Origin of the sequence: Hahella ganghwensis DSM 17046, from assembly GCF_000376785.1 — a bacterium.
Taxonomy (GTDB): domain Bacteria; phylum Pseudomonadota; class Gammaproteobacteria; order Pseudomonadales; family Oleiphilaceae; genus Hahella; species Hahella ganghwensis.
Genome location: NZ_AQXX01000129.1, coordinates 33,229 through 48,300 on the forward strand (window position 1 = coordinate 33,229; position 15,072 = coordinate 48,300).

A 15,072-nucleotide genomic window follows, 5' to 3' on the forward strand; every position below is an offset into this window, starting at 1 on the left:
AATTTATAGAAAATATGAAAAGAATGAATTGGTTTTATTGTAGTTGGAAAAATACAATGGATACCAGTGAATAACTCTACAACGAAAAATACCCTGATGAGGTGACGAAAATGCCAGGTAAAACCCTGTATGACAAACTCTGGGACGCGCACTTGGTCAAGCAGCGTGATGACGGCAGTGCGTTGATCTATATTGATCGCCAACTGTTGCATGAAGTAACTTCTCCGCAGGCGTTTGAAGGGCTTCGTCTGGCGGGTAGAAAGCCATGGCGCGTCGATGCCAACCTGGCGACGCCTGATCATAATGTGCCTACCACTGAAAGATCTTCCGGTGTGTCCGGGATAGAGGACCCTGTGTCAAGAATTCAGGTTCAGACATTGGACGAAAATTGTGACGAGTTTGGAATTGTCGAGTTCAAAATGCTCGATAAACGGCAGGGAATCGTCCATGTTATAGGGCCCGAGCAGGGAGCTACCTTGCCGGGCATGACGATCGTCTGTGGTGACTCTCATACCAGTACGCATGGCGCCTTTGCTGCGCTGGCGCACGGCATCGGCACTTCGGAAGTTGAGCATGTGCTGGCCACTCAGTGTCTGGTTCAGAAGAAGATGAAGAATCTCCTGATCAAAGTGAATGGTACTCTGCAGCCGGGTGTTTACGCTAAGGATATTATATTGGCTGTCATCGGAGAAATAGGGACGGCCGGCGGTACGGGGTATGCAATGGAGTTTGCCGGTGAAGCCATAGAGTCTTTGTCCATGGAAGGTCGTATGACGATCTGCAATATGGCTATTGAGGCGGGTGCCAGAGCGGGTCTGGTGGCAGTAGATGATAAGACTATTGAGTATGTGAAAGGGCGGCCCTATGCCCCTGAAGGTGAAAACTGGGAGCGGGCGGTTGCAGCATGGCAGGACTTGAAGAGTGATGATGATGCTGTATTCGACAAGGTGGTGGAAATAGATGGTTCCTCGATCGCGCCGCAGGTGACCTGGGGCACTTCGCCGGAAATGGTGATCAGTATCGACAGCAATGTGCCTAATCCGCAAAACTCCACTGACGCGCAAGGTTCTGAAGGAATCCAGCGAGCTCTTGACTACATGGGGTTAAGTGCCGATATGTCGGTAAAAGATATCAAGCTTGATCGCGTTTTTATCGGCTCTTGTACCAATTCCCGAATAGAGGATCTGCGTGAAGCGGCAGCTATCGTGAAGGGGCGTAAAGTTGCTGCAACTCTCAAGCAGGCGTTGGTCGTCCCTGGCTCCGGACTGGTGAAAGAGCAAGCCGAGCGTGAAGGTCTGGATAAGGTTTTTATCGAGGCTGGATTGGAGTGGCGTGAGCCCGGATGTTCCATGTGTCTTGCCATGAACGCTGATAAATTGGGGCAGGGAGAGCATTGCGCTTCCACTTCAAATCGGAATTTTGAAGGGCGTCAGGGGTTCGGAGGGAGAACTCATCTGGTAAGTCCTGCGATGGCGGCAGCCGCTGCAGTGTTTGGGCATTTCGTTGACGTACGGGATTTGGTTTAACCACCAGGGGAAGAATTGAGTATGAAAAAGTTTGTGACTGAAACTGGTGTTGTCGCACCCATGGATCGCGCCAATGTCGATACCGACATGATTATTCCAAAGCAGTTTTTGAAATCCATCAAGCGTTCCGGGTTTGGGCCAAACCTGTTTGATGAACTGCGCTATCTCGATGAAGGCAAGCCGGATCAGGACTGCAGTAACCGTCCGCTTAATCCTGATTTTGTTTTGAATCAGCCAAGATATCAGGGAGCGAGTATACTCCTGGCGCGACGTAATTTCGGTTGCGGCTCCAGTCGCGAACATGCTCCTTGGGCGCTGGATGACTATGGTTTTAGGGCGGTTATTGCTCCAAGTTTTGCGGATATATTCTTCAATAATTGCTTTAAGAATGGGATATTACCTATTGTTTTAGAAGAGGAAGTAGTTGATTCCCTATTTGCGGAAACCTTTGCAAGTGAAGGTTATCAGTTAACCGTTAATCTAGAGCGGAAAGTGGTTGTGAAGCCGGATGGAACAGAATACGCATTTGACGTTGATGAGTTTCGTCAGCACTGCCTGCTGAATGGCCTCGATGAAATTGGTGTTACTCTGGAAGATGCTGAAGCGATTAAAGAATACGAAGAAAAAAGACGAGAAGCGGCACCTTGGCTGTTTCTTGGCGTGAGATAGTTTTCTGGAAATGAATTTTGTGGAGGCGCGAACTTTTCTCTCACGTAAGTTCGCGCTTCTAATAACGAGTTTTTGAGGGTGGATATGTCAAAACAGATACTGATATTGCCGGGTGATGGCATTGGTCCGGAAATTGTGGCCGAGGCCAGAAAAGTTCTTGAGTTGGTTAATGAGCAATTCGGTTTGGGGCTGACCCTGGTAGAAGGTTTGGTGGGAGGTGCCTCCATCGATGCCAATGGTGTTCCATTGACTGAGGAGACGCTGGCTGTTGCCCGTGATTCCGCTGCCATTTTATTGGGAGCGGTCGGCGGTCCCAAATGGGATAAATTGGATATGGCCATCCGTCCTGAGAAAGGTCTTCTCGGGTTGCGGAGTAATCTTGAGCTGTTTGCCAATCTGCGTCCCGCTATTCTTTATCCTCAGCTTGCAGAGGCCTCCAGTCTCAAGCCAGAAATCGTGGCCGGTTTAGACATTTTGATTGTGAGAGAGCTCACCGGAGGGATCTATTTTGGTCAGCCGCGCGGTGTCAGAACTCTGGAAGCGACAGAAGCGTTCCCTCAAGGAGAGCGTCAGGGATATAACACTTATGTCTACAGCGAGAGTGAAATTCGTCGTATCGGCCAGGTGGCTTTCGAGTCGGCCATGAAGCGAAACAAGAAAGTTTGCTCTGTGGATAAGGCTAATGTCCTGGAGGTGACTGTGTTATGGCGTGACATCATGGAGGAACTGGCAAAAGACTATCCGGACGTAGAGCTGACCCATATGTACGTTGATAATGCTGCCATGCAATTGGTGAAAGCGCCCAAACAGTTCGACGTCATGGTGACGGGCAACATGTTTGGCGACATCCTGTCTGATGAGGCTGCAATGCTAACTGGATCTATCGGTATGCTGCCGTCAGCCTCTTTGAATTCCGCTGGTTTTGGTATGTATGAGCCGTGCCATGGTTCGGCGCCGGATATCGCGGGGCAGGGCAAAGCCAATCCGCTGGCAACTATTCTTTCAGTAGCGATGATGTTACGCTATTCAGTTGGCTCAGAGTCAAGTGCAGCGGCCATCGAAGGGGCTGTCGGCAAGGTTCTTGATCAAGGATTAAGGACACCTGACATCGCCGGGGCCGGCAATGTGAGTGTCGTATCCACCGTGGAAATGGGGGATGCGGTCATGGCAGCCTTGAAAGCTTGAGCCGTATTCGACAGGGCGTTGAGCGCATATGTCCTGTAAGAATGAGGCGGGATGGGCAGATGTGTCCGTCCCGGATGTTGGAATGATTAAGGTATAGAAATTCATGCCGGGGTGACCGGCAATTAAAAGTAGATCAGATAAACAGAGGTAGATTAGGAATGAAGAAGGTAGGTTTTGTAGGTTGGCGGGGCATGGTGGGCTCTGTGTTGATGCAGCGTATGATCGAAGAAGGGGATTTTACGCACATCGAGCCTATTTTCTTCACCACGTCCCAGTTGGGGCTGCCAGCGCCGAATGTGGGCAAGGCTGCGCCTCCGCTGAAAGATGCCAAGAGCATTGATGAATTGTCTGAGATGGACATTATCATCACCTGTCAGGGTGGGGATTATACCAATGCTGTATATCCCAAACTGCGCGATAGTGGCTGGCAGGGCTATTGGATAGATGCGGCTTCCGCGCTACGTATGGCTGATCAGTCTGTTATCGTTCTTGATCCGGTTAACCGTAGTGTTATGGAGCAGGCAATAGATCAGGGGCGCAAAGATTTTGTTGGTGGAAACTGCACGGTCAGTCTGATGTTGATGGCGCTAGGCGGATTGTTCCGGGAGAATCTGGTCGAGTGGGTCAGTCCGATGACATATCAGGCAGCTTCTGGCGCTGGTGCGCAGAACATGAGGGAGTTGATTTCGCAGATGGGATCAATTCACGATGCGGTCCTAGATCCGCTTGCTGATCCCGCCAGTTCCATAATCGAGATCGATCGTAAGGTTGCTGAGACCATGCGTTCTGAAGGATTCCCAACAGATCAGTTTGGCGTGCCTTTGGCAGGTAGTCTGATTCCTTGGATCGATAAAGCGATGCCTTCAGGTCAGAGTCGTGAGGAGTGGAAGGCGCAGGCTGAGGCCAATAAAATTCTGGGACGTGAAGAAACGCCGGTTCCTATTGATGGTCTCTGTGTTCGCATTGGAGCCATGCGCTGCCACAGTCAGGCAATGACGATCAAATTGAATAAAGATGTGCCTTTGAATGAGTTAGAAGGCATTATCGCCACCGCAAATGATTGGGTACGCTTGATTCCTAACGACCGGGATGTCACCATGCGCGAGCTTTCTCCAACACGGGTAAATGGAAGTCTGGAAATACCCGTGGGTCGTCTGCGTAAATTGAGTATGGGATCGGAGTATCTGGGCGCCTTTACTGTAGGTGATCAGTTGCTATGGGGGGCTGCAGAGCCTCTGCGCAGAACGCTGGGCATTCTGCTGGGTACTCTCTGATTGAGTTGAATAGACGCAGTTGGTGCCAAAGATGATCCCGTTGGTGGGATTGGAGAAAACCTCTTCCTGGTGAAGGGGTTTTTCTTTTTTGGGGGATAGGGTTGCTGAGGATATGTCGTGTCAGTGGCCATAGAGGTGTTTTGGGTAGGTGAAGTGGTACTGACTTTTTGCCAGTTGTAAGCGGGTGAAATGTTGCGTTTCAGATTTTAACAAGAGTGTCTTTGGTCTCTTGCCAACACTGGTCTAAAGTTATTGATTAGACACAGAGTCTGGCGAAAAGTTGTCTGAAATTTGTCACCTTGTGGAAGGTGACATACTCCATGATTTACCAGATCTGAATGAGAAGCACACTTTGAGCGCTTTTGAAGGGGTATTTTCTTGTAAAAATACAGGACGTCATTAATACTTAGTAGCATTATTCAAAGTTTATTCTAAATAATCTTAATTAACTGAAGTTTTTAAACGAAATTTTACGTCGTCAGCCATCTACTGACATATCGCGATGATAGGTGGTTAGAAAATTTGGGAAGGACAGACGCTATGGTTCGCAAGCTCGCGATTGCAGCATTTACACTATCAGCGCTAACTGCTGGAGTGGCCAGGGCGCTTGGTCTGGGAGAGGTTACCGTTAACAGTTACCTTAATCAGCCTCTGAGCGCAGAAATACAATTGGTGAACGTCCGGGATCTTGAGCAGAACGAGATACTGACCAATCTTGCGTCCAGGGAAGAATTTCTCAAAGCCGGGGTGGACAGGGTCTATTTTCTCTCGGATCTGAGGTTCAAGGTTGATCAAAGGTCAGACGGTTCAACAATTATCCGGGTAACCAGTTCCAAGGCGGTTCGTGAGCCGTTTCTGAACTTCCTGGTGGAGGTTAACTGGCCGACGGGCAGATTGCTCAGAGAGTACGCGCTGCTCATTGACCCTCCTACCTACAGCTCAGAACCTGTCGCGCCAGTTCAAGCGCCTCAGACACAAGTTACTCAACAAGTAACGACACCTGAGCCAACGCCAACGCGTCAGCAGCCAACCCGGGAAACCGCGACAACATCTTCGCAAGCATCTGCACCATCTACAACTGGTGGTACATATGGACCGACAGGTGGTGACGACACCATGTGGTCGATAGCACTAAAGACGCGACCTGATTCCAGTGTTTCCCCGCAGAAAATGATGTTGGCGATACAGGATCTGAATCCAGGTGCATTTTTTGACGGTAATATCAATCGTCTCAAGTCGGGTCAAGTACTGCGCTTGCCCAACCGAGAAGAAATTGATTCTCGTACATCTCGGGAGGCGATCTCCGCCGTTAGTATACAAAATCGAGAATTTGCTGAAGGAAGTAAGCAGCGTACCGTTGATGCAGCGTCTGAAAAAGAGGTTGTGACTTCGACTGGGCAGGCAGCACGTGATGAGCTAAGGGTTATCGTCGGAGATGGTGCTGAGGAAGCTTCAGGGGACGCAACGGTTGCAGGTACTGCGGACAGTGGTGGTGGATCTCTTGAGGATCTTACTCTGGCAAAGGAGCAACTGGATAAAACCACTCGTGAAAACGAAGAACTTAAAAGTCGTCTGGAAGACCTTCAGGGGCAAATGGAGACATTGCAGCGCCTGATCGAGCTGAAGGATGACCAGTTGGCCGCCTTGCAAGGCGAGGCAGCAGTTTCGGAAGCTGAAACAATTGAACCCGGTATTTCTGAAGGGATTACACCTGAAGGAACCGGGTCAGACGTACAGATACCGGAAGAGTCAGGCGAGACTGTTACACCTGAAGCGATGTCTCCGGAGTCAATGACCACTGAAGGTCAAATGACGCCGTTGGAATCCCCGGAGAGCATGACTCCTCAAGTAGAAGAGGAGCCTGTTCCTGTTGAAGAGGCCGTCACTCCAACTGTTGAGGAAGAAAAGCCAGCTGTCCAACCAAAGCCTATTGAGCCGGTGGTTGAGGAAGAATCCTTTGTCGATATGATTATGAACAATCTGGTGTATCAGATTGCTATCGCGGCAGGTGGTGTTGTTGTTCTATTGATTCTCTGGCTGTTGTTCAGAGGGCGTGGAAGTAAGGATGAGGGTCTTGATGAGGGTTTGGAAGATAACGATACCGTCATTACCTTTGAAGAGGATGATCAACTTCCCGTAACTGCGGTGGAGTCTGAGTCTGGCGAAGGGGCTGGTTCTGACCCTGTCGCGGAAGCTGATGTGTATGTTGCCTACCAGAAGTACGGTCAGGCCGAGCAGGTGCTTGAAGCTGCCCTAGAGGAACAGCCTAACAATTACGAATATCGTCTGAAGTTGCTTGAGGTGCTTGGTGAAGCTAAGGAGGCTGCAAAATTCTCAGCAGCTTTTGCCGCACTTGAAGCCAGTGGTGATGCCGATGTATTGGAAAGGGCGGGTGACATTAAGGCTAGATATTCTGATCTCTCGGATGAGCCTGAAGTCTCTCTCGATGATCTCGAAAGCCAGTTGATGGGCGGTGGGGATGACTTTGCGTCAGAGGAAGAGCTGCAAGGGACGGATCTGAGTGATGATTTCGAGCTCGATGTGGATAATTTGGATGATGTCGAAGAAACCGTCATTCAAAGTGAAGCGCAAGCGGACTTTGTTCAGGAAGAGAGTCTCGATCTTGAGGGGGAATCCTCATCAGTTGAGAGCGAGGATGATCTCGATATCGAATTCGACCTCAGTGATATCGATCTGGATGATACGAGTACTGGCATGACCACGGAGGACTTGGCTGAGCCCGAGGCTCAGGACGAAGACTTTGCCGGAATGGATCTGAATTTGGATGAAGATTTATCTACCGACGACCTGGAAGACACCGTGAATCAGCCGCCAATGGTTGAGCCGATGGACGAGGGGTTTAATTTGGATCTGGAAGAAGAGATTCAGAAAGATTCATCAGGTGATGACCTGGATCTGGATTTCAGTGAAGAAATGCTCGACTTTGATTCTGAGTCTGAGACGCCAGCAGAGGAATCCACGCTGGACGTTGAGGAAGAATTGAGTCTTGATTTGGATGATAATGATCTGGATTTCTCCCTGGATGAGCAGGGTGCCGGATTAAGTGACGAAGAAGAGAAAGCGCTTCAGGGCGACGATGTTGAAGATTTCTCTTTGGATACGCTAGATGAAGAGGCTGACCTGGATCTTGACTTGGGTGAAGTGTCTGAAGATTTGCAGGATGATAGTAAAGCTGAAGGTCTGTCAGAAGATATTGCAGAAGAGTTCGTTCAGGAGATGGATTTCCTAGAGGAAGAATCTGATGCTCAAGAGTTAAATGTTGACGATCTGGGATCGCCAGATGAAACGATGATTCAGCCTCCTGCAGGCGCTCAGCAAGAGGTAGGAGGAGAGGAGAAAACTGCAAAACCACAGGATGAATTTGTGACGGAAATGGAAGAAGACTTTGACTTCCTGTCCGATACCGACGAATCAGCAACCAAGCTGGATCTGGCACGGGCTTATATCGATATGGGAGATAAAGAAGGTGCTCGCGATATTTTGGAAGAAGTCGTGGATGAGGGTAATGATACCCAGAAGCAGGAAGCAGCCGATCTGTTAAAGGGACTTGAATAATTCAATTCCTTGCCAATAATGCGACCCTCGAATTAAAGAGGGTCGCTTTCCGCAATGCCACATCAATATTCTGCAAATTCTGAATCGGTCGAATCTGTTTATCCTTTGTCAAGCTTGGCTTTGACTCCGGGTAAGCGTGTAGCTCTGCTCTTGGGTTATGAGGGCGCAAAATACCATGGGTGGCAGGCCCAAAACTCCGGGGTTGCTTCGGTGCAGGCGGAGCTTGAAAGGGCCCTTTCCAAGGTTGCGGATCAGCCAATTCAGGTTGTGTGTGCCGGTAGAACTGATGCCGGTGTCAATGCAACTCAGCAAGTTGTCCATTTTGAAAATCCACCTTCTCGAAGCCCTCATTCGTGGGTTATGGGAGCCAATCATTTTTTGCCTGATGATATTGCCATCCAGTGGGCGGGAGGGGTAGCCGACGATTTTCATGCCAGATATACCGCCACATCGAGAGTATACCGCTATGTTATATACAATCACCCAGTCAAGCCGGCCTGGGCGCATGGCAGTGTGACCTGGATTCACCCGCGACTGGAAGAGCATCGCATGCATGTGGCGGCGCAGTTTCTTCTGGGAGAGAATGACTTTACCTCCTTTCGCGGTTCGGATTGTCAGTCCCATACCCCTTTCAGGAATGTGAGTCGAGTAAGCGTTACTCGCAAGGCGGACCTTGTTATTGTTGAAATAGAGGCGAATGCTTTTCTGCATCATATGGTGCGCAACATCGTAGGGACCTTGCTGCAAGTAGGAATGGGTAAACAGGAGCCTGAGTGGGTAAAGGAAGTGCTCGGGGCAAAAAAAAGGTGCAAGGCCGGCGTGACGGCTCCTGCAAGTGGATTGTATCTGGTGAAGGTTCGGTATCCCAAAGATTGCGCTATTCCTGACTTACCCTTTGGCCCGTTTTTCCTGCAGGATTAGCTTCGCGGTGATCAAAACCTGTCTTGTGGTCAGGAGTGTGACGGGACAATGATTTCCAAAAGGGACGTTTCCTACCTCCGAATGATCCCGTTATAATTCAGGTCCTTTGAATCGAAAATAGGGCGATTTAAGTTGCGCACACGCTGTAAGATATGTGGAATTACCAGGCTGGAAGATGCGCTGGTGGCGACAGAGCTTGGAGTGGATGCTCTGGGATTTGTTTTTTATGAGCCCAGCCCGAGGTATGTGGCTCCTGATGTGGCAAACGATATTATTCGCCAACTGCCTCCGTTCGTAACTACGGTTGGGCTGTTTGTGAATCATGAGCATTCTCAGGTCGAAGCTATTCTGAAACAGGTTAGGCTGGATGTGCTGCAATTTCACGGGGGTGAGGATGATGCCTTCTGTCGCTCGTTCGATAAGCCGTATTATAAGTCCATTGGCGTGGAGAGTCGGCAGGCCCTTGAGCAAAAAATGAAAGAATTTCCGTCTGCTTCTGCATTATTGCTGGATACCCATGATCCGGTTCTGAAGGGCGGCACCGGTCGCACTTTTGATTGGCAGCTGGTAGGGAAAGATAGGCCAAAACCCCTCATTGTGGCTGGAGGATTGAATCCGGCCAATGTGCATGAGGCGATTCGCATGTTGCATCCGTACGCCGTCGATGTCAGTGGTGGAGTTGAGGCGTCCAAGGGAATTAAGGATGCGCAATTAATGAAAGATTTTTTAAGAGAGGTGTATCGTGACAGCAAGGCTTGATGCCGAAACCCTGGCTAATATTCCCGATAAGAGAGGTCACTTCGGGCCATACGGCGGTCGCTTCGTTTCTGAGACGCTGATGTCTTCACTGTTGGAGCTGGAAGCGCACTACGAAAAGCTAAGAATTGATCCGCGATTTCAGGATGAATTTGACAGAGATCTGGCGGATTATGTGGGGCGTCCTTCTCCGTTGTATTTTGCCGAACACCTGACCAGAAAAGTTGGCGGAGCGAAAATCTACCTGAAACGGGAAGACCTTAATCATACTGGTGCTCATAAGGTTAACAACACCATTGGGCAAGCGCTCCTGGCCAAATATCTGGGTAAACCCCGTATTATTGCCGAAACGGGCGCTGGCCAGCATGGGGTTGCCTCCGCCACTGTTGCTGCCAGGCTGGGCTTGGAGTGCGTGGTCTATATGGGGGCTGAAGACGTTCAGCGGCAGGCGCTGAACGTCTACCGGATGAAATTGCTTGGAGCGACAGTCAAGCCAGTCACCAGTGGAACCCGCACTCTAAAAGATGCGATGAATGAGGCGTTAAGAGACTGGGTGACCAATGTCGACGATACGTTCTATATCATTGGTACCGTAGCGGGGCCCCATCCATACCCTAAATTGGTGAGAGACTTTCAGTCAATTATTGGTCGGGAAGCCCGTCTGCAGTGCCTGGAAAAAGAAGGGCGTTTGCCGGATGCATTGGTCGCCTGTGTTGGCGGCGGGTCAAATGCAATGGGGCTGTTCTATCCGTTTATCGAAGACGAGAATGTTGAAATGTACGGCGTCGAGGCTGGTGGTCTGGGTGTCTCCACGGGGCGGCATGCTGCTCCTTTGTGCGCGGGCCGTCCGGGTGTACTGCATGGTAACCGGACTTACCTCATGGAAGATGATAATGGGCAGATCATGTCCACTCACTCCATTTCGGCAGGTCTGGACTATCCAGGTGTCGGGCCTGAGCATGCCTGGCTGAAAGATATCGGGCGTGCCAATTATGTGGCTGCTACCGATGAAGAAGCTTTGGAAGCATTTCACACGCTGACTCGTGTTGAAGGCATTATGCCGGCGCTGGAGTCGAGTCATGCCATCGCTCACGCTATGAAACTTGCCGGTGAAATGGATCGGGATCAGGTGATTGTGGTCAATCTTTCAGGTCGTGGCGACAAAGATATCCATACAGTGGCAAATCTGGACGGCATCGATCTCAGCTAAGATGTCACCTCACAATCATAAACAAGACTAATTAGAAGAAGGGTGCAAATACAGCTCCCTTATGTGCAAGGTAAACTATGAGTCGTATAACCCCCTGCTTAAAAGCGTTGAACGAAGCCGGAAAGAGTGCGCTGATTCCATACGTGACAGCCGGTGATCCAAATCCCTCCGCGACAGTTGAGATAATGCATACGCTGGTGAAGTCTGGCGCGGATATTATTGAGCTTGGCGTTCCCTTCTCCGACCCCATGGCAGATGGTCCGGTCATTCAGCTAGCCTGTGAGCGTGCGCTGGTTCATGGTACCTCTCTGCAAAATGTGTTGGATATGGTGGCAGAGTTTCGCAAAACAGACGACAAAACACCGGTGGTTCTGATGGGGTATCTCAATCCGGTAGAAGCCATGGGGATGGAGGTCTTTATTGAAAAGGCGAAAGCTTCAGGAGTCGACGGTGTGCTGACTGTAGATCTTCCCCCTGAAGAGGCTGACGATGTTGTTCCCCGTTTCAAGGAAGCAGGGCTGGATGCCATCTTTCTGCTGGCTCCTACAACGACAAACGAGCGTATTAAATCTGCGGTGGCACATGGCTCTGGTTACATCTACTATGTATCTCTTAAAGGGGTGACCGGATCCAGTGCCCTGAATATCGATGATGTCAGTCAGCAATTGGCCCGAATTCGTGGTCTGACTGATATGCCGGTAGGAGTTGGATTCGGTATCAAGGATGCGGATTCCGCAGCGGCCGTCTCGAAAGTAGCCGATGGTGTAATTGTCGGTAGCGCACTAGTCAATACAATTGCAGAAAATGCCGACTCTTCTGAGAGCATGCATGGCCAAATCGGTAAGCTGATAGGCGCAATGCGATCTGCAATGGATCAGTAGTCGGAACAGAGAGCAGCTTGCAAGCTGAATGGAATAACCGCAAAAAAGTAGGTAACTATGAGTAGCTGGCTAGAAAAGATCATTCCTGGAATGGGCGGAGCACAGTCAAAGCACAAGAGCAATGTTCCTGAAGGGCTGTGGAAAAAGTGCCCTAAATGTAGCGCAGTACTTTACCGGCCAGAATTGGAAAAAAACCTGGATGTCTGCCCCAAATGTCAGCATCACATGAGAGTGACAGCCAGGAAGCGTATTGAGTTGTTCCTGGATAAGGATAACCGACAGGAAATTTCTCCCGATCTTGAGCCAAGTGATCGTTTACGCTTCAAAGATACCAAGCGCTATCGGGACAGGTTGGTGAGTAATCAGAAATCAACCGGAGAGAAAGATGCGCTTGTGGTCTTCAAGGGGACGGTTGAGTCTGTTCCTGTAGTGGTTGCGGCTTTTGAATTCAGTTTCTTGGGTGGTTCCATGGGGGCGGTTGTTGGCGAGAAATTCATTCGGGCCGTCAATACCTGTCTGGAAAACAAATGTGCGCTGATATGTTTTTCTGCCAGTGGCGGCGCCCGCATGCAGGAAGCCTTAATCTCACTGATGCAGATGGCGAAGACCTCGGCAGCATTAGAAGTTATGAAGATGCAGGGATTACCATACATCTCTGTAATGACTGATCCGGTTTTTGGTGGTGTGTCGGCCAGTCTTGCGATGTTGGGAGACCTGAATGTTGCTGAACCTAATGCATTGATCGGTTTTGCTGGCCCCAGGGTTATTGAACAGACGGTCAGGGAGAAGCTCCCTGAAGGATTTCAGCGTAGTGAGTTTCTTTTGGAGCATGGGGCGATCGACATGATCATCTCCCGTGGACAGATGAGAAACCGATTGGCGGCCATAATCGCCAAACTGCAAAATTTACCCGCACCGGACGCGGAGTCTGAGCCTGAGTTTGATGAAACTGCCGGGCAACAGGCGATGCAGGAGGGAGCGGCTCCGAGCCCAGGTGACAATGTCGGATAAATCTCTTTCTCAGTGGCTTGATGATGTCACTGCATTGCATGATCAAGTTATCGAAATGGGTCTGGACCGGGTCGCTGATGTTGCGTCCAGACTCTTGCCAAAACACTTTCCCTCATCAACCTGTAAGATCGTGACTGTTGCGGGCACTAACGGCAAAGGCTCGACGGTCGCTGCCATTGAAGGGGGCGCTCTCAAAGCGGGTTGGAAAGTCGGGGCTTACACGTCGCCACACATTCTTCGGTTTAACGAACGAATCAGGGTTGCAGGGAAGGATCTGGATGATGCTTCTCTGGTCAAAGCATTTGAGAAGGTGGAATCTGTACGTCAGGGTGTCTCTCTGACTTATTTCGAATATACCACCCTTGTCGCGTTTGCGGCATTTGTCGAAGCTGGCCTTGATCTGTGGATACTTGAAGTCGGTCTTGGTGGCCGTCTGGATGCCGTAAACATCGTTGACCCCGATCTGGCGATTATTACCACGATTGATATCGATCACCAGGATTGGTTGGGAGACAATCGTGAGATGATCGGTCGGGAAAAGGCTGGAATTTTTCGACCAGGTATCCCGGTTTTGTTGGGAGATGCAGACATGCCTGTGTCGGTATTTGATTACGCCGACAAGCAGTCCTGCGAGGTAATGCAGTGGCAAAGGGATTATGCATTGAAAGATGGCGTTTGGTCGGGGAAAAGCGCAGAGGGCGAAAGCCTCGAGCTCGCTTTGAAAGATTTGCCTGAAATCCCTGCTGCCAATATTGCCACCGCACTGCAGGCTGTAGCTTTGCTTGGAATCCCTTTTGATTCTTTGGTCGGCAATTCTTTTCCTGTGCTGAACCTGATGGGGCGTTTTCAGAAAATCGGTGCAAGTCCGCAGGTTGTTCTGGATGTGGCGCACAATCCTCATGCAGCTCGAAATCTCGCGCTATGGCTGAAGGACCACCCGGTAGAAGGGGAGACTATAGCGGTGTTTTCGGCATTGAAAGATAAAGATATTGATGGGGTCATCAGGGCATTGTCTGATAATTTCAGTCGATGGTATGTGTTTGAGCTGGATGATACCCGGGCTTGCTCATTGGATCAGTTGGTGGCGTTGTGTAAAGAAGGTGCTGTTAACTGCAGTGCGTGCAATTCGGAGGATGATGCGCTCAAAGAGGCGATGGATCAGGTTGGAGATTCTGGGCGCGTTGTTGTCTTTGGGTCATTCTTTACAGTGGCAGCGATTCTCGAAACAGGTATCATATCACTCTGATTTTTCGGGTGGATTGGATAGAGATTGTCTAACCTGATGATTTTGTAATAATTAAAAGGTCAGAGTGCAGCAGATGGATGGATTGAAGCAGAGAATAGTCGGGGCCGTTGTCCTGGTGTCGCTGGCAATCATATTTATTCCGATGGTATTTGAGCAGTCTCACCAGGCTCGAACTTCTCACGTCATTAGTATTCCTCCTGAACCGGAAGTGCCCAAGTTCACGATTGAAGATCCGAAGCCGCCAAAGTTGAGGTATTCGGAAACGCCACAACCTATTGAAGTTGAGGCAGTTGTTGAAGGGAAAGAGCCAGCAGAGCTGAGACAGGAAATTGTAGAGACTGATTTTGAGCAGGATGCGATTGAACTTGCGAGTCCGGAACCTGTCGATCGCTCTGTTGACGAGTCTCAGGCTGACAAGCCAAAACCAATACAACCTAAACCCGAGCCTGAAAAAACAGCACAGAAAGTCCCTGTTCTTCCTGCGCCAGAGGAAGTGACCAAGTTAGATGCTCAAGTGAAGGATCTGTCTCTGGATGAGCGTGGTGATCCGGTCGCCTGGGCAGTACAAATCGGGACTTTCAAAAATCGGGAAAGCGCTTTTAAAATCCGTGATGAGCTCAATCAGGAGAATATTCCAGCCTTTACTCAGGAGTTTCAGTCCGGTGGCGACAATCTTGTCAGGGTGTTCGCCGGACCGACCCTGAAAAGAGAGCAGGCGGACCGCTTGAAGAGTAAAATGGACACGCGTTATCAGGTATCTTCACTCGTTGTCAGATACAAACCCGCAAACTAGCGGTCGTATTCTTCGCATGCCCCT

General features: G+C 49.9%; 12 protein-coding genes. All 12 read left to right on the top strand.

Features of this window, described 5'->3' with window-relative positions:
- Positions 1-110: 110 nt before the first annotated feature.
- Positions 111-1,526 (top strand): 3-isopropylmalate dehydratase large subunit, encoded by a 1,416-nt coding sequence (gene leuC / locus F566_RS0120130; protein WP_020408836.1) that lies wholly within the window; start codon positions 111-113, stop codon positions 1,524-1,526.
- Between the two features lie 21 nt (positions 1,527-1,547).
- The gene (leuD, locus tag F566_RS0120135; protein WP_020408837.1) at positions 1,548-2,195 is read left to right on the top strand and encodes a 3-isopropylmalate dehydratase small subunit; all 648 of its coding nucleotides are present in this window, start codon (positions 1,548-1,550) and stop codon (positions 2,193-2,195) included.
- A gap of 84 nt (positions 2,196-2,279) precedes the next feature.
- Positions 2,280-3,380, top strand: a complete 1,101-nt coding sequence (gene leuB, locus F566_RS0120140; protein ID WP_020408838.1) for a 3-isopropylmalate dehydrogenase — start codon at positions 2,280-2,282, stop codon at positions 3,378-3,380.
- 158 nt (positions 3,381-3,538) lie between these two features.
- Positions 3,539-4,654 (top strand): aspartate-semialdehyde dehydrogenase, encoded by a 1,116-nt coding sequence (gene asd / locus F566_RS0120145; RefSeq protein ID WP_020408839.1) that lies wholly within the window; start codon positions 3,539-3,541, stop codon positions 4,652-4,654.
- 540 nt (positions 4,655-5,194) lie between these two features.
- Positions 5,195-8,230 carry a motility hub landmark protein FimV gene (locus F566_RS0120150; RefSeq protein WP_020408840.1) on the top strand — a complete coding sequence of 1,012 codons (3,036 nt, stop codon included), beginning with the start codon at positions 5,195-5,197 and terminating at the stop codon, positions 8,228-8,230.
- Positions 8,231-8,284: 54 nt separating this feature from the next.
- On the top strand, positions 8,285-9,151 hold the full coding sequence (truA, locus tag F566_RS0120155) for a tRNA pseudouridine(38-40) synthase TruA (RefSeq protein ID WP_020408841.1): 867 nt from the start codon (positions 8,285-8,287) through the stop codon (positions 9,149-9,151).
- 132 nt (positions 9,152-9,283) lie between these two features.
- Positions 9,284-9,910 carry a phosphoribosylanthranilate isomerase gene (locus F566_RS0120160; RefSeq protein WP_026180166.1) on the top strand — a complete coding sequence of 209 codons (627 nt, stop codon included), beginning with the start codon at positions 9,284-9,286 and terminating at the stop codon, positions 9,908-9,910.
- The gene (gene trpB, locus F566_RS0120165) at positions 9,894-11,117 is read left to right on the top strand and encodes a tryptophan synthase subunit beta (protein WP_020408843.1); all 1,224 of its coding nucleotides are present in this window, start codon (positions 9,894-9,896) and stop codon (positions 11,115-11,117) included. The genes F566_RS0120160 and trpB overlap by 17 nt, the downstream gene beginning before the upstream one ends.
- Positions 11,118-11,194: 77 nt before the next feature.
- Complete coding sequence (trpA, locus tag F566_RS0120170; RefSeq protein WP_020408844.1) at positions 11,195-11,998, top strand: tryptophan synthase subunit alpha; 804 nt, start codon at positions 11,195-11,197, stop codon at positions 11,996-11,998.
- A gap of 57 nt (positions 11,999-12,055) precedes the next feature.
- A complete protein-coding gene (gene accD / locus F566_RS0120175; protein WP_020408845.1) occupies positions 12,056-13,009 on the top strand; it encodes an acetyl-CoA carboxylase, carboxyltransferase subunit beta in 954 nt (317 codons plus the stop codon).
- Positions 12,999-14,255 (top strand): bifunctional tetrahydrofolate synthase/dihydrofolate synthase, encoded by a 1,257-nt coding sequence (gene folC, locus F566_RS0120180; RefSeq protein ID WP_020408846.1) that lies wholly within the window; start codon positions 12,999-13,001, stop codon positions 14,253-14,255. Before accD ends, folC begins: the two co-directional genes overlap by 11 nt.
- Positions 14,256-14,328: 73 nt before the next feature.
- Entirely contained in the window at positions 14,329-15,048 is a 720-nt protein-coding gene (locus tag F566_RS0120185) for an SPOR domain-containing protein (protein ID WP_020408847.1), read from the top strand.
- Positions 15,049-15,072: the final 24 nt, after the last annotated feature.

Bases quoted from the DNA above. Each gene is read 5' to 3' on its own strand.
- asd (WP_020408839.1), top strand. From the start codon at position 3,539: ATGAAGAAGGTAGGTTTTGTAGGTTGGCGGGGCATGGTGGGCTCTGTG.
- leuB (WP_020408838.1), top strand. From the start codon at position 2,280: ATGTCAAAACAGATACTGATATTGCCGGGTGATGGCATTGGTCCGGAA.
- leuD (WP_020408837.1), top strand. From the start codon at position 1,548: ATGAAAAAGTTTGTGACTGAAACTGGTGTTGTCGCACCCATGGATCGC.
- leuC (WP_020408836.1), top strand. From the start codon at position 111: ATGCCAGGTAAAACCCTGTATGACAAACTCTGGGACGCGCACTTGGTC.
- folC (WP_020408846.1), top strand. From the start codon at position 12,999: ATGTCGGATAAATCTCTTTCTCAGTGGCTTGATGATGTCACTGCATTG.
- trpA (WP_020408844.1), top strand. From the start codon at position 11,195: ATGAGTCGTATAACCCCCTGCTTAAAAGCGTTGAACGAAGCCGGAAAG.
- accD (WP_020408845.1), top strand. From the start codon at position 12,056: ATGAGTAGCTGGCTAGAAAAGATCATTCCTGGAATGGGCGGAGCACAG.
- F566_RS0120150 (WP_020408840.1), top strand. From the start codon at position 5,195: ATGGTTCGCAAGCTCGCGATTGCAGCATTTACACTATCAGCGCTAACT.
- F566_RS0120185 (WP_020408847.1), top strand. From the start codon at position 14,329: ATGGATGGATTGAAGCAGAGAATAGTCGGGGCCGTTGTCCTGGTGTCG.
- truA (WP_020408841.1), top strand. From the start codon at position 8,285: ATGCCACATCAATATTCTGCAAATTCTGAATCGGTCGAATCTGTTTAT.